Genomic DNA, 15466 nt, shown 5'->3' with positions numbered 1-15466 from the left:
GATGACCAGCCTGCATCTGCAAAATGTGAAGAAATCCTACGATCGCGTGAATGTGATTCACGGTATCGATCTCACCATCAACAGCGGCGAATTTGTGGTGTTTGTTGGCCCTTCCGGGTGTGGCAAATCCACCTTGCTGCGTATGATTGCCGGCCTCGAGGAGATCAGCGACGGCACCCTGCTGATTGAAGGCGCCGACATGACGCACCAGCCCGCTACCGAGCGTGGCATCGCCATGGTATTCCAGTCCTATGCGCTCTATCCCAACATGACGGTGCGCGGCAACCTCGCCTATCCGCTGGAAGTGATGAAGCGTCCCAAAGCCGAGATCGCCGAAGCGATTGCGCAAACCGCCGCGCGGCTGCAGCTGACAGAGCTGCTGGATCGTCTTCCGCGCGCGCTCTCTGGCGGCCAGCGGCAGCGCGTCGCCATTGGGCGCGCCATTATTCGTCACCCGCGCATATTCCTGTTCGATGAACCGCTCTCAAACCTGGATGCGGAGCTGCGTCTGCAGATGCGTATTGAGATCGCGCGGCTGCACGCATCACTCGGTAACACCATGATTTATGTGACCCACGACCAGCTGGAAGCGATGACGCTGGCGGATCGTATCGTGGTGCTGCGCCAGGGGCGCATTGAGCAGGTGGGCGCGCCCATGACGCTCTATCACGATCCCGATAATCTGTTTGTGGCGGGCTTTATCGGCTCGCCGAAGATGAATTTCCTCGCGGCAGAAGTCGCCGCCACCACGCCCGGTGCGGTTCAACTGCGGGTACCGGCGTTAGGGATTCGCGATCTCATGTTGAACATTGACGCGCCTTGCCACGAAGGGCAGAAAGTCACGCTCGGCGTGCGTCCCGAGCATTTCGAAGCCGCGCACGCCGAACCGGATGCCCTGCACTTCAGCGCCGAGCTGTCGTTCAGTGAAATGCTGGGACACACCAACTATCTCTATCTGGATATCGGTGAAGAGAAGCTACTGGTGATAGAAGAGCGGCAGGTAAGCGAACGGCCGATCGGGGCGCGCGTCAGTTATCGGATTGCCGCCGGACGCGGCTTATTGTTTGATCAAGAGGGGATGCGTCTTCGGTAATGATGAGCGGGGTCCGGCCCGCTCAAGCCGGTGGAGGGTGAGCGGGGGCCGGCCCGCTCAAGCCGGTGGAGGGTGAGCGGGGGCCGGCCCGCTCAAGCCGGTGGAGGGTGAGCGGGGGCCGGCCCGCTATGCCGGTTTTTACTGAACCCTGCGCGGGTTCCGGCCGCTCAGTCGGCATTGCTCTGAGCGGGTTCCGCCCGCTAACCCTGCGGGAGTTACAGCCACCCCGCTGCGGCGTACGGGCAAAGGGCCGATGGGCGCGGCCCTTTGCAATCCGCGCCCTGCGCCAGCCTCCGCTGTTCCCTCACTCCGCCGCGCCAGCCGCACGGACCGCGCGGATTCGCCATCCCTGGCTCATTCCGCCCTCTCAGCGGCATCCCTGCCGCTTCGTCCTGGCCGTCACGCTCCATTCGGCGCTCCGGATGGCGCTCAACACCGCCGCCTGTAAGAGCCTTTTTCTTTTTTCTGTCTGGTGTTGTCTGGGTGGCTGTAAACGGGTCTGCGAAGACAATGGCTGGCTGAAAAAAACAGAAGACAAAAAAGGTCTTGGTTGAAGCCGTGCGGTCTGGATGTACTCAAAAGTCTTACCGCCACGCGGCGGCTGCGAAAAAAATCATGGCGTGCAGCGGAGGTTGTGAAGCGCCATCCCCACTCGCTGAACGAGTGAGGCCTTCCAGGATGAGCGGCATGGATGCCGCGAGAGGCGGCGTTGAGCAGGAGCGAATCGACGCCGGTCCGTCAGGAAGGCTGAGGGAGTGAAGGCACCGCGCAGCGGCGAGCGGGGCTGGCGCAGGGCCGGGGAGTGCAGAGGGCGCGGCCTGGCGCCCTCTGCTCGGTCGCCGCAGCGCGGCAAAGGCACCTGCCTGTGCCATTAGCGAACGAAAGTTGCACCGTGCTAGGCCAGCGAGAAAGCACCGAGCCGCTGCCTGCGGCAAATCCGCTGCTGCGCAGCAGCAAACGCCGCCCGCGAAGGGCAAGGCCAGCGGGCGCGGCCAGGCGCCCCTTACACGCTGCCCTCTTCATCTGCCTGCGCGGCCAGCAAATCCAGCAGCTTATTCACGGCGAAGCCGGCGGCGCCTTGAGCCCACATCCGGTTAGACTCGGTGAGAAATTGAAGCGGTGTGGTGTGCGGAGTCAGCTTAAGACGATAGCTCTGAAAACTTTGGGTAATGTGATCGAGCAGAATGCGGGACGCCATTTGCGGCTCCATCGCCAGATACACCACGTCGGGATCGTAGGCCACCGACAGGTTTGCCAACGACATGCCGAGGCATTGACCGGCCTCCGCCAGCGCGTTCAATACCTCCGGCGTGGGCTGCATATCGAGATCGCGCAGCGTGGCAGGGGGTTCATGCTTCAGCGACGCGGCCACGCGCTGCAAAATGGCCTGTGACGAGGCGACATCCTCCAGCAAACGCTCGGTACCGTCGCCCAGCAGCGAGACACCGATCTCTCCGGCTTTGCCGTGTCGTCCGCGATACAACTGGCGATCAAGCAAAATGCCCGCGCCAATACCCTTGCCAAAGGTGCCAATCACCGCCGACTGGGCGTGGCCAAGCTGGCCAAACACCAGCGCCGCCATCGCCAGCGCATTGGCGTCATTCTCAACAAAAACCGGCAGCGAAAAGCGCTCTTCCAGCAGGCGGGCAATGGGAACATTGTGCCAATCCAACGCGCGCGACAGCAGGCAGGTGCCGCTGCTGGCATCCACCAGACCGGAAATGGCTAAGCCGATGGCGCCGACTTTTCTGCCTTCCACGCCGCGCAAAAATTTCGCCAGCGCGTCGCCCAACTGCTTCGGCGTCATCGCGCCCGATGGCATCTGCTGCTCGCCAATAATTGTCCCGCTGAGGTCGGTCAGCACGATTAAGTTGCGCTCCGCGTTAAGCTGCAGACCCACCACGCTGGCGCGATCGGGATTCAGCCCCAGCAGCGTCTTGGGACGGCCCATTGAGACGCGCCGCAACCCTAACTCCTGCACAACGCCGCCGGTTAACAGGCGATTCGTGGCCTGCGACACCGTCGACATGCTGAGGCCGCTGCGCACCTTGAGGTCGGACTGGCTGATAGGCGCATTTTCGACGATCAGCCGAAGAATACGCGCGGTTACGTTGGGAGCGCTCATGAGCCTCTTTGCCTGAAGAAAAATAGGGTTACACCGGCTGCTTATTGAACTGATGCGCCAGGCGAATCGCCCCGCTCAGCGCATCGCTTTTTGGCACGACCAATTGCGTGGCGATCGCGGCAGGCAGCCAAGGCGTAATCGGTTCGGCCAAACCGCCCATCAACGCCAGCTTACCGTGGCTGCGCGCCAGCAGAGGTTGCACCATCTGGGCAAGATCGGCGGCACACTCTTCAACCAGCGCAACCGCGTGGATATCGCCCTCGCGGGCGGCAGCGAAAATATCCGGTACGCCTTCGCCCCAATCGGCAGGCGTCGCCTGTTTTGACCAGAGCAACATCTGTTCTGCGCTGTGCTGATAAGTCGCCATGATACGCTGCGTAAGCGAAGAAGGTGGCACGATGCCCTCATGCGCCAGCAGCGCAAGCCGCCGCGCGCGCTGGCCGAGAATGGCGCCTGACCCGGCGTCCGACAGGGCAAATCCCCAGCCGCCGAGCAGCGTAAACTGCGAGCCGTCCCAGGCGGCGCCCTGGCTTCCGGTGCCAATGATAAACACCGCCCCCGGCTCGCCCGCGTGGGCACCCGCACAGGCGATCTCGACGTCGGTAAAAACATGCCGCGCCTGGCAGCGCGGCTGCCAGCCTTCGAGACGGTGGCGCACCGAGGCCACATTCGCCCCCGCTAACCCGGCCACCAGCGTGGTGTAGTCGCGCGCGTCTTCGGGCAAACCGGCCTGGGAGTACAGCGTATTCATCACCGCTTCAATGACCTGCAGCGCGGCATCAAACTGCGACCAGACATTCGCTGGACCGCCTGTGGCCTCCGCCAGCACGCGACCTTCGCTGTCGGTGAGGCGGCCACGGCAGCGCGTGCCGCCGCCATCAATACCGAGCATAAGTGACTGCACCGACTCCTCCTGCCTGCCTTGGGCGGTATCATACTTATAGATGTGCGAAAGATAGGGGAAAAAAACTTAAATCGCAATAACAAATAAATATGGCAAACTTCATATCAAATAAAATAACTAAAAAACATCAACTTATAAAATAACTTGCGTTTGTGATGGCGGTTGTAGATTGACATTACTTTTTCTGTCGTAATAAGTTGATGGTTAAATCATCGGCACATATGTCAACAATGGGCTTCAGGGGTACGACATGAAAGTGGGCATTATTGGTCTGGGCTTCCGTCTTTCACACGTAGTAAAAGAGTTCAACAACGCCGACGCAGAGTTTGCTGTCGTGGGCTACGTCGATCCTGCACCAGCGGGATTGCCCAATCTGCACAGCTTTGGCATCGATCCCGGTCAGGCGTTTGATAGCGTTGACGCCCTGCTGCAGCACGGCGGATTTGATCTGCTGCTGGTCGGCTCCCCCAACTTCATGCACCTTGAGCACATTCGTCAGGGGCTGGCGGCGGGCTATACTGTGTTTACGGAAAAGCCGGTGGTGATCAATGAAGCGCAGACCCTGGCTATGGCGGAGTTGGTGAGACAGTATGGCCACGCGCGTATTTTAGTGGGGTTGGTGCTGCGCTATTCGCCCCTGTATCGCGATCTGCTCGAGGCGCGCGATGCGAATCGCCTCGGCGAGATCGCCTCTATTGAAGCCACCGAACACATCAAACCGTACCACGGTGCTTTTTTCCAACGTGACTGGCGTCGTCTGGAAAAATACGCCGGGCCATACATTCTGGAAAAATGCTGTCACGACATTGATCTGTATCAGGGGCTGATTGGCGAACGTCCGGTGCGCGTCGCCAGCTTTGGCGGCCGTAAAAACTTCACGCCGCAGCATGCGCCAACCGGTGCGGTCACGCCGCAGTCCGAGGTCTACCATATCAAACCGAGCGGTTGGTCGAGCACTGACGCCGTGTTTGACGGGGATGCGGACATTGTTGACTACCAGACCGCGCTAATTGAATACGCCAATGGCGCCACGCTGGCTTTTCACGCCAATCTTAACGTGCCGGATGAGTTTCGCCGCTTCTGCGTGATGGGCACTGACGGCATGGCTGAGGGCGATTTCGTGCGTAATTACTTCCGCGTCCATAACGCCCGTACCGGCGAGCGTGAAGTGGATACCACCTACAGCGGTAACGCCTATGACGGCCACTACGGCGCGGATGCGCTGATGGCAGAAGAGATCGTGAAACATATCAAACACGGCACACCGCTGAAAGTCAGCGTTGTGGATGCACTGGAAGCGGGACTCACCGCGATTAAGATCGATGAAGCGCGAAAATCGAAAACCGTGGTGGACATGACAGCCTGCTGGGACGCTTTTGACGCCAGCCTGGGGAAAACCGTGGCGCATTAACGCCACATGCACCTTAAACGCAGCGGCGCACCAGCGCCGCTGCGAGATGCGCTAGACGACCGTTTCATTCTCCAGCTTCTGCCGCTTGCGCAGATGCGGAAACAAGAGCATCCATACCGCCACCACGGCCAGCGTACCGATACCGCCTAGCGCCGCCGCCGGCACCGCGCCCATCCACGCCGCCAGCAAACCCGACTCAAACTCACCGAGCTGATTCGACGTATTGATGAAAATGGCGTTAACCGCATTCACGCGCCCGCGCATCTCATCCGGCGTGTCTAATTGCACCAGCGCCCCACGAATCACCATGCTGACCATGTCGAATCCGCCCAGCGCCGCCAGCGCCAGCAGCGACAGCCAGAGCTGCGTAGAGAGCGCAAACACCAGCGTTGCCACGCCGAAACCGGCAACCGAGCCGAACATGATCATCCCAACATGCTTTTCCAGCTTGTGTCGGCTAAGCCAGACGCCCACCAGCAGCGCGCCTACCGACGGCGCGCCGCGCAGCATACCCAGCCCCCAAGGTCCGGTGTGCAAAATATCCTGCGCGAAGATTGGCAGCAGCGCCGTCGCCCCCCCCAACAGCACCGCGAATAAGTCGAGCGAAATCACGCCGAGCACGTCTTTACGTTCACGGATAAAGCGCACGCCCGCGAACATCGTTGACAGCGTCATGGGCATGCGTACCTGCGGCGGGCGTTCATAGCGCAAGCGGCTCACCAGCAATAAAGAGAAGAGATAAAACAGCGCGGAAACGCCATATACCACTTCCGGCCCCGCCACATAGAGCAATCCGCCGAGCGTTGGGCCAACGATCACCGCCGCCTGCCCCCCCACAGAACTGGCCGCCATGGCACGCGCCAGAATGGGCGGCGGCACCAGCGCCGGGAGCATGGAGGTAATCGCTGGCCACTCCAGCGCTTTCGCCACTGAGATCAAGAACACCAGCCCCCAGATTTCGATGCGGTCAGCCCAGTGCAGCAGCGTTAGCGCTACCAGCCCCAACAGCGCGACCCATTCGATGAACTGTCCCAGCAGCACAATGCGGCGGCGATCGTACTGATCCGCCAAGTGCCCAGCGGGTAGCGCCAGCAGTACAGAAGGCAGAAACTGCATCAGGCCAATCATGCCCAGCGCCATCGCACTGTGCGTGAGCGCATAAATTTGCCAGCTCACCGCCACAGAAAACATCTGAAAACCAAACGATGAGCAGGTGCGCGCCAGCCAAAAAGCCACAAACGACCTGTGCCGCAGCAGGGAATCCTCTGCGGGGGAACCTTCTATAGCCATAATATTTATCCCGTACTTGATCTTGATGGGCTGAACGGCGCGCAGCAAACGCGACCAGGCCAGCCCCCAGGCGGCACAGCGTGCGTTATCCCACGCTGCGCGGCAAGGGCCAACCGTGCTGTTTTGTTGTGCCGTGCGGTCGTCTGGCCGCTACAGTTTTGCGTCGTAATATTAGCAGGCTTATGGTTTTAGTTTGATAAATAATAAGCGAAATAATAATTGCAGGGTAATAGCCCAATTAAGCAGGTGAATCCGGTGGTTATCGCGCCATCAACCCTCTTTAAAAGAGATGCTTTTTTAACGTGAAACGGTCTATATTAGGACGTTACTTATCACAGCACACAGCATGTTTTTATAATAATCCTGACGCTTCCTATCTTTATTTTTTTACTCACAGAGCAAAATGGAAAACAGTTCATACCCGCTTTATGTTACTGAGCATATCCGCCGCTTTGATAACACGCCTTTTGGCGTGTGTTATCCAGCATCCGTTATGCATTGTGACCACCCAGGCCCTGCGTTACTTAATGAAATCGACATTATTTCGCAGGAAAATCACTCACCGAAAACGGCTGAAATACACGTTATTCCATTAGCGGAATATACGCTTTCGACTTTTTTAGAAACGCCAAATAGTTATTCCAGCCTGCAACGACAGAATGTTAGATTAGCGATTAATTATGCAGGAATGTGTAAAGGAGGCGAGACGTTACGTGCACTCGCTAATGATTTCTCATTCTGGCTTTATGATTTAGCCGCACCGGGTACGAATTGGCAAAATATAAGCGTCTTTCCCTTTAGTGGAATTGTTCTCGATGAGGCTTTTTTTAATGATAATTACCATAAGTTCAGCTTTCCTTTCCTGATGGAGACATGGCAGGAAAGAGAGGCAGAGGTCATTTTACGCACCGCCGCGCTAATGTTTGACCCGTCGCGCTATACGCAGCTCCATCTTACAGGCTGGCAGAAACAGCGCGCTCCCGGCCCCGTTTTCGCTGGGTAAGCGTTTACACAATATCGCCTGCGCCGATATCAGCCCGATGTCGCGGGCGTTACCGCCTTAATTCCCTCATAAAATGCCGTGTTACGCGCTCACAGCACGGACAAAGCACTAAAAAAAACAAACCTGTTAACGTTTTTAAGATAAAATTTAACGCAAAAGGATCAATGAGCGCCAGGGAAGAGCGCACATCAATCTGTTATCGCTTTGTACTCTCTCTCGGGTAGCAACCTGATTGCGTTGTTCCCATTTCTGTTTATGGCACAAAGAAAGAGGTCACTATTATGGGGAAAGCTTCCTCATCTCTTGGCGTAATTCGCGTCTTAACGGTGCTATTCGCACTGTTAACTGGCGCGTTTATGCTGGTTGGCGGCGTTTGGTTAGCCGCCATTGGAGGTTCCTGGTATTACGTTATTGGCGGTGTGATGATGTTGATCACCGCTGTTCTGCTGTGGCGCCGTAGCGGCACCGCACTGCTGCTTTATGCCCTGTTACTGCTGGCCACGCTGGCGTGGGGCGTATGGGAAGTAGGCTTTGATTTCTGGGCACTGGCGCCGCGTACCGATGTATTGGTGATCTTCGGCGTCTGGCTGATTCTGCCGTTTGTCTACCGCACGCTTAACCATACGGGTAAAGGCGCGCTGGGTCTGATGGCCGCTGCGCTGGTCGCCAGTGGCCTGGTGCTGGCATGGGCCGTGTTCCACGATCCGCAAGAGCTGAATGGCAATCTGCCAGCAGCGGCAAACGTGCCGCAGGCGCAGCCGCTGAGCAACATTGACGATGCCGACTGGCCTGCCTATGCGCGTGACCAGCAAGGCACCCGTTTCTCACCGCTGAAGCAGATCACCAGCAGCAATGTGAAAGAGCTGCAGGTTGCCTGGCAGTTCCAGACCGGCGATTTGAAAACCCCGAACGACCCGGGTGAAATCACCGATGAAGTCACACCGATCAAGGTTCGCGACACGCTGTACCTGTGCTCGCCGCACCAGATTCTGTTTGCGCTGGATGCTAAAACCGGTAAGCAGAAGTGGAAGTTTGATCCTCAACTGAAGCAAAATCCGACCTTCCAGCACATTACCTGCCGCGGTGTTTCTTATCATGAAACCCCTGCGGCGGCGGATGCAGCTAATAACCAGCCTGCCCTGTGCTCACGCCGTATTTACCTGCCGGTAAATGATGGTCGCCTGTTTGCGCTGGATGCAGAAACCGGCGAACGCTGCCCGGCCTTCGGTAACAACGGCGAGCTGGATCTGCAGCATAAGCAGCCGGTTACCACGCCTGGCCAGTATGAGCCGACCTCTCCACCGATCATCACGGACACTACCATCGTGATCGCCGGTGCCGTTACCGATAACTACTCGACCCGCGAGCCATCCGGCGTGATCCGTGGTTTTGACGTAAACACCGGTAAACTGCTGTGGGCATTTGATCCGGGCGCGAAAGATCCCAACGCCATTCCGGAAGATGAGCACACTTACACCCTGAACTCACCGAACTCGTGGGCACCGGCGGTGTACGATCCGAAACTGGATACCGTTTATCTGCCCATGGGCGTGTCGACGCCGGATATCTGGGGCGGCAACCGTACCCCCGATCAAGAGCGCTATGCCAATACCGTTCTGGCGCTGAACGCCACCACCGGTAAGTTGGTGTGGTCGTATCAGACGGTACACCACGATCTGTGGGATATGGACCTGCCTTCACAGCCGACGCTGGCTGACATTACCGATAAAAACGGCAATACCGTTCCGGTGATTTATGCCCCGGCCAAAACCGGCAACATTTTTGTGCTGGACCGCCGTACCGGTAAGCCTGTTGTACCAGCGCCAGAAACGCCGGTGCCACAAGGCGCAGCCAAAGGCGATCGCGTTTCCCCCACCCAGCCTTACTCTGAGCTGACCTACCGTCCGAAGCAGAACCTCACTGACAAGGATATGTGGGGCGCCACGATGTACGACCAGCTGGTGTGCCGCGTAATCTTCAAGCGTCTGCGCTATGAAGGTCCGTTCACCCCGCCGTCTGAGCAAGGTACGCTGGTGTTCCCGGGTAACTTGGGCATGTTCGAGTGGGGCGGTATCGCGGTCGATCCGCATCGCCAGATTGCTATCGCCAACCCGATGGCACTGCCGTTTGTGTCTAAGCTGGTGCCGCGCGGTCCTGGCAACCCAATGGAGCCACCGGCAGACGATAAAGGCGGTTCTGGCACGGAAACCGGTATTCAACCGCAGTACGGCGTGCCTTACGGTGTTGAACTGAATCCGTTCCTGTCGCCGTTTGGCCTGCCGTGCAAACAGCCTGCCTGGGGCTACGTTTCCGCAGTAGATTTGAAAACCAACGACATCGTGTGGAAGAAGCGTATTGGTACCGTGCGCGATAGCGCGCCCGTGCCGCTGCCGTTCAAGATGGGGATGCCAATGCTGGGCGGCCCAATCACCACCGCAGGTAACGTGTTCTTCATCGGCGCAACCGCAGATAACTATCTGCGCGCGTTCGATACCAACACCGGTGAGCTGCTGTGGCAGGCCCGTCTACCTGCTGGCGGCCAGGCAACGCCAATGACCTATGAAGTGGATGGCAAGCAGTATGTTGTTATCGCTGCTGGCGGTCATGGTTCGTTTGGTACCAAGCTGGGCGATTATGTGATTGCCTACGCCCTGCCGGATAAAAAATAACGTGTTGTCATAACGCGAGAAGCGGGCTGAAAAGCCCGCTTTTTTTTTCGCTGCCGCGAGGGGGGGGTCGCAGGCAGCGGCAGGGTGCTTTTGCCACTTGCAGTGGCGGGGCTTGTGCCGCAGGCAGCGGCAGGTGCTTTAGCCACATGCAGTGGCGGGCTTATGCCGCAGGCAGCGGCAGGTGCTTTTGCCACTTGCAGTGGCGGGCTTATGCCGCAGGCAACGGCTCGGGGCTTTTCCGCTGGCGTTAGCACGGAGCGACTTTCGTTCGCCATGGCACCGGCAGGTGCCTTTGCCGCGTTGCGGCGACCGAGCAGAGGGCGCCAGGCCGCGCCCTCTGCACTCCCCGGCCCTGCGCCAGCCCCCCTCGCCGCTGCGCGGTGCCTTCACTCCCTCAGCCTTCCTGACGGACCGGCGTCGATTCGCTCCTGCTCAACGCCGCCTTTCGCCGCATCCATGCGGCTCATCCTGGAAGGCCTCACTCGTTCAGCGAGTGGGGATGGCGCTACCAAACCTCGCTGTAGGTCTTTTATGTTTTTCGCAGCCGCCGCGCGGCGGGAAGATTTTTAAGGTGCATCCGCACCGCGCGACGTTAAGCAAAATCCTTCTTTCGTGTTTTTTCGCCTTTTAAGATCACTGCGTGGCGGTAAGACTTTTAAGTACCTACCATTCCGCCCGCGGGGGTGTTAACCAGAAGCCGTTTCTGCCATGTGTTTTCTGTTTTTTCAGCCAGCCACTGTCTTCGCAGACCAGCTTACGGCCATGCAGACAACGCCAAACGGAAAAGATAAAAAGGCCCTTACAGGCGAGGGTGTTGAGCGCCATCCGGAGCGCCGAATGGAGCGTGACGGCCAGGACGAAGCGGCAGGGATGCCGCTGAGAGGGCGGTATGAGCCAGGGATGGCGAATCCGCGCGGTCCGTGAGGCCGTTGCGGCGGAGTGAGGGAACAGCGCAGGCTGGCGCAGGGCGCGGATTGCAAAGGGCCGCGCCCATCGGCCCTTTGCCCGTACGCCGCAGCGGGGTGGCTGGAACTCCCGCAAGGTTAGCGGGCGGAACCCGCTCAGGGTCCAGTAAAAACCGGCTTTGCGGGCCGGGACCCGCTCAGAACCGGCCCTTTGCCCGTACGCCGCAGCGGGGCGGCTGGAACTCCCGCAAGGTTAGCGGGCGGAACCCGCTCAGAGTTCAGTAAAGACCGGCATAGCGGGCCGGAACCCGCTCAGAACCGGCCCTTTGCCCGTACGCCGCAGCGGGGTGGCTGTAACTCCCGCAGGGTTAGCGGGCGGAACCCGCTCAGGGTTCAATAAAGACCGGCATAGCGGGCCGGACCCCGCTCCCTCTTCACCGGCTTTGCGGGCCGGACGCCCGCAGCGCCCCGCAATGGCCCTCACGGCAATGTCACCCTCACCTGCAATCCACACACGGTGCCCTGCGGGTCATAACAGTTTGCCAGCGCCACCTGCATCGCATGTTTCTCCGCCACGCTGCGCACAATCGATAACCCCAGCCCGCTGCCTTGCGCTTTAACATCCGGCGAGCGGGTAAAGCGATCAAACGCACGCGCCATGAAAGACTCGGGCATTCCCGGTCCGTTATCCACAATGTCCACCACGGTGTGGGAGCCAACGCGATGCAGCAGGACATCCACCATACTGCCTTCTGGCGTATGCAGCATGGCGTTGCCAATCAGGTTGTCAAACAGACTGCGCAGATCGGAGCGACTGGCCTGGAGGCGATAGCGCGCGGAGCCCGTAAACCCAATATCGATGCCGCGCTTATCGGCGACCACCATCAGTTGCTCAATGCTCTCTTTAAGCACCTCGTCCAGCTCCAACGTATCGACGGTGGCGACCACCGACCGATCCTCCTGACGAGACACATTCAGCAGTTGCGTAACAAGATGACGGGTGCGCGTGACGCCCGCTTCCAGCTGATCGAACTGGCGGCTGGCCTCGCCCGGCTGAATATGTTGCCGCAAGTTTTCCAGCTGTAAGGTAACGGCGGTGACGGGCGTGCGCAGTTCGTGGGCGGCATCCTCCAGGAACTGCCGCTGCGATGACCACGCGGCGCGCAGTTTATCCAGCAGCGAGTTGTAGGCTTCCACCAGCGGCAGCACTTCATCCGGCAGTCCCTCGTGAGAGAGCGTGTGCGGGTGCAACATCTCCTGGGCGGCAATTTCCCGCGAGGCCACGCGTAAATCGCGCGTGATGGCACGCACGACCAGCCAGATCACCAGCAGCGACAGCGGCATCATCAGCACCAGCGGAATGAGCGCGTCCAGCGCGCGTTTCACCATCAGACTTTTCATATAGCCGATGTTATGCAGCACCTGAATCGTGCCGATATCACTGCCCAGTTCGCCGGGCCGCGTGTAGACGCGCCAGGTACAGTCATCGCCGCAGTCGCCAACTTTGAGATCGCTCCAGCCCTTTTTGGGCTGCAAAGGCGCATGCAGTGAGGGCCAGGAACTGGCGCGCAGTTGATTTTTCGCATCCCATAGCTGCACGATATAGCTGCTTTTCAGCTTCTCTTCGTGCATCACCATGGGCATCAGCGCGGGCAAACGCTGGCTGCTGGCCCAGGCGTCAGCGATTTTTGCCAGCTGATCGTCTTTCATGGTGCCCATGATGTCGCCGTAGCAGTGGAAGAAATACCAGGTTACGCCGCCTATCATGGCCAAATGCAGCACTACCAGCGTGGCGAGCAATTTATTGCGCAGCGAGCGCATAAAGGTAAAAGGTTTCATCGTGCCGGTACTCGCCATCCCAGACCGCGCACGTTGCGAATAACTTCGTTATCCAGCTTGCGGCGCATGCCATGAATCAATACATCCACGGCATTGCTGGTAACCTCTTCACCCCAGCCGTAAATGCGGTTTTCCAATTGCTCACGCGAAAGAATCGCGCCAGGCCGCTCCAACAGCGCGTAAAGCAGCGCATATTCCCGTGCGGTCAGCTGTTCACGCTGGCCTTTGTACAGCACTTCACGCGTCATCATGTCGAGCTGCACCTCACCGCTGCCCAGCAGCGAATCTGCCGCGCCGTGCCGACGCCGCGTAATAGCGCGCATCCGCGCCAGCACTTCCTGGAGGTCAAACGGCTTAAGCAGATAATCGTCGGCCCCGCTATCCAGCCCCTGAATACGCTGCTGCACGGTATCACGCGCCGTCAGCACCAGCACCGGCGTCATGTCACCGCGCGCGCGGGCGCGGCGCAGCACGTTAATGCCATCTTCACGGGGTAAACCGAGATCGAGCAGCACGCAGGTATACTCGCCGTCCGCCCATGCGTGAGTGGCTAACACGCCGTCCCGCACCCAGTCTACCGACCAGCCGGCGGCTTCCAGCGCCTGCTGCAGGTTGGTGCCAATCATTTCATCATCTTCTACCAGCAGCGCGCGCATCGTGACCTCCACCGTTCATCCGCTGAGTTTACCGGCCAATTGTTAGCCCAGAATTATTTTCACGCACCCGTTTTTTTGCGTGCTAATTCTGCGCTAATTTTCTGCTAATTAAGGGATAAATTTTCCGCGTTACAGTGCGAGAACTGGACACATTGTTGACGCAGGAGAATCCCATGAATCAGCGCGAATTTATCCGTAGTTTGTTGGACTGGATTGAAAACAACTTAGGGCACGATCTGCACTTGGATGAAGTGGCTCGCCGCGCGGGATACTCCCGCTGGCACTTGCAGCGTCTGTTTCGTCAGCACACCGGCTTTTCCCTCGCAGAATACATCCGCCAGCGTCGTTTAACGGAGTCCGCCCTTACGTTGATCAACAGCGACGAGGCCATTCTGCAGGTGGCGATGAGCTACGGTTTCGACACCCAGCAGGCCTATACGCGTACCTTTAAGAACTACTTCAGCGTTACGCCGGGGCAGCTGCGCCGCCAGCGTCAGGTGGCGCCCGAACGCCTGCTGTTTCCCGTTGCGGTCGCCCGTTAAGCCTGCCGCCTGATTTCCCGTTGCAGGGCCGTAACGGGAAATCAGGTGCACCGCCGGCCATTTACTTTTAAGCTGCGGTTCTCACTGGTTCAGACATTCAGAGAACATGGATCACCGCGACAATCTTACCGCCATGCTGCTGTTTGCCCGCGTGGTAGAGCGCCAAAGCTTTAGCGAGGCGGCGCGCAGTTTACACCTCTCCAAATCTCACGTGAGTCGGGAAATCGCCCGCCTTGAAGTGCGGCTGGGAATGAAACTGCTGCAGCGCACCACGCGTAAAGTGGTGCTGACCGAGCTTGGCCAAGCTTACTACCCCTTTTGTACCCGGCTTTTGGCAGAGATGCATCGTGCTGACGCGTTTGTGCAACAGGTGCACCATTTACCCGCAGGCAATGTGCGTCTGCAGGCGCCGGTGACCTTCGGCTGCCAGTGCGTAGTGCCCGCCTTGAACGCCTTTCTGCACCGCCATATCCACATCAATGTCGACCTTGAGCTGTCCAGCAGCGACGATCCGCAGCCGGATGCCGATGTGGCGATTGTGATTCGCACCCGTGCTCCTGAGGCTGAGAACTACCGCGAATTAAGCAGCATTGATTGGGGGCTGTATGCCACGCCGGATTATCTCGCCGCACACCCGCCGATCGATCACCCCGAGCGCCTGAGTCGCCACGACCTGCTGCTGTTCCACGGCCCAGCCCATACCGCCGCGCTGCCGTTTCGGCGCGATAAGCAGAGGCTGGCGCTGGACGTGCACAGTCGTTTCCGTGCCAATAACAGTATGGCGCTGCTGAATGCCGCGCTGGCCGGCACCGGCATCGCTTATTTGCCCGCCTACATGACGCAGGATGCACTGGCGCGCGGCGAGATTCAGCAGGTGCTGCCGGAGTGGCAGATGGATCGCCTGCACAGCTATTTACTGCTGAAAGCGCTGCCGCAGCCCTCTTCACCGATCACGCTGCTGTGCGATGCGCTGGTTAAGGCACTGGGTAAGCCCTGATTGTTGCCACATGACAACAGTCGGGTGCTACC

At 58.9% G+C, this 15466-nt stretch carries 11 protein-coding genes; 6 read left to right on the top strand and 5 right to left on the bottom strand.

Annotated elements, in window-relative coordinates; genetic code table 11:
* Window position 1: 1 nt before the first annotated feature.
* The gene (locus LU196_RS09475; protein WP_232759051.1) at window positions 2-1093 is read left to right on the top strand and encodes an ABC transporter ATP-binding protein; all 1092 of its coding nucleotides are present in this window, start codon (window positions 2-4) and stop codon (window positions 1091-1093) included.
* 1003 nt (window positions 1094-2096) lie between these two features.
* Here LU196_RS09475 and LU196_RS09470 read toward each other — a convergent pair.
* Together LU196_RS09470 and LU196_RS09465 are read right to left on the bottom strand one after the other, a co-directional pair.
* Complete coding sequence (locus LU196_RS09470) at window positions 2097-3218, bottom strand: ROK family transcriptional regulator (protein ID WP_232759050.1); 1122 nt, start codon at window positions 3216-3218, stop codon at window positions 2097-2099.
* A 28-nt stretch (window positions 3219-3246) separates the two neighbouring features.
* Window positions 3247-4122, bottom strand: a complete 876-nt coding sequence (locus LU196_RS09465; protein ID WP_232759049.1) for a BadF/BadG/BcrA/BcrD ATPase family protein — start codon at window positions 4120-4122, stop codon at window positions 3247-3249.
* A 250-nt stretch (window positions 4123-4372) separates the two neighbouring features.
* On the opposite strand from LU196_RS09465, the gene LU196_RS09460 reads away from it, so the two are divergent.
* On the top strand, window positions 4373-5533 hold the full coding sequence (locus LU196_RS09460) for a Gfo/Idh/MocA family protein (protein WP_232759048.1): 1161 nt from the start codon (window positions 4373-4375) through the stop codon (window positions 5531-5533).
* A 51-nt stretch (window positions 5534-5584) separates the two neighbouring features.
* On the opposite strand, the gene LU196_RS09455 is transcribed toward LU196_RS09460, so the two are convergent.
* A complete protein-coding gene (locus LU196_RS09455) occupies window positions 5585-6823 on the bottom strand; it encodes an MFS transporter (protein ID WP_232759047.1) in 1239 nt (412 codons plus the stop codon).
* A gap of 403 nt (window positions 6824-7226) precedes the next feature.
* On the opposite strand from LU196_RS09455, the gene LU196_RS09450 reads away from it, so the two are divergent.
* Window positions 7227-7826, top strand: coding sequence for a hypothetical protein (locus LU196_RS09450; protein ID WP_232759046.1), 600 nt, complete (start codon window positions 7227-7229; stop codon window positions 7824-7826).
* 281 nt (window positions 7827-8107) lie between these two features.
* Window positions 8108-10495, top strand: coding sequence for a glucose/quinate/shikimate family membrane-bound PQQ-dependent dehydrogenase (locus LU196_RS09445; RefSeq protein WP_232759045.1), 2388 nt, complete (start codon window positions 8108-8110; stop codon window positions 10493-10495).
* A gap of 1385 nt (window positions 10496-11880) precedes the next feature.
* Here LU196_RS09445 and LU196_RS09440 read toward each other — a convergent pair.
* Window positions 11881-13239, bottom strand: a complete 1359-nt coding sequence (locus LU196_RS09440) for a HAMP domain-containing sensor histidine kinase (protein ID WP_232759044.1) — start codon at window positions 13237-13239, stop codon at window positions 11881-11883.
* Window positions 13236-13895, bottom strand: a complete 660-nt coding sequence (locus LU196_RS09435; protein WP_232759043.1) for a response regulator — start codon at window positions 13893-13895, stop codon at window positions 13236-13238. Before LU196_RS09435 ends, LU196_RS09440 begins: the two co-directional genes overlap by 4 nt.
* 173 nt (window positions 13896-14068) lie before the next feature.
* Between LU196_RS09435 and LU196_RS09430 the strand changes: the two genes are divergently transcribed.
* The gene (locus LU196_RS09430; RefSeq protein ID WP_232759042.1) at window positions 14069-14437 is read left to right on the top strand and encodes a helix-turn-helix domain-containing protein; all 369 of its coding nucleotides are present in this window, start codon (window positions 14069-14071) and stop codon (window positions 14435-14437) included.
* Between the two features lie 106 nt (window positions 14438-14543).
* On the top strand, window positions 14544-15434 hold the full coding sequence (locus LU196_RS09425; RefSeq protein WP_232759041.1) for a LysR family transcriptional regulator: 891 nt from the start codon (window positions 14544-14546) through the stop codon (window positions 15432-15434).
* The last annotated feature ends 32 nt before the right edge of the window (window positions 15435-15466 follow it).

Origin of the sequence: Pantoea sp. Mb-10, from assembly GCF_021272205.1 — a bacterium.
GTDB lineage: Bacteria > Pseudomonadota > Gammaproteobacteria > Enterobacterales > Enterobacteriaceae > Pantoea.
This window is presented reverse-complemented; position numbering and strand designations above follow the sequence as displayed.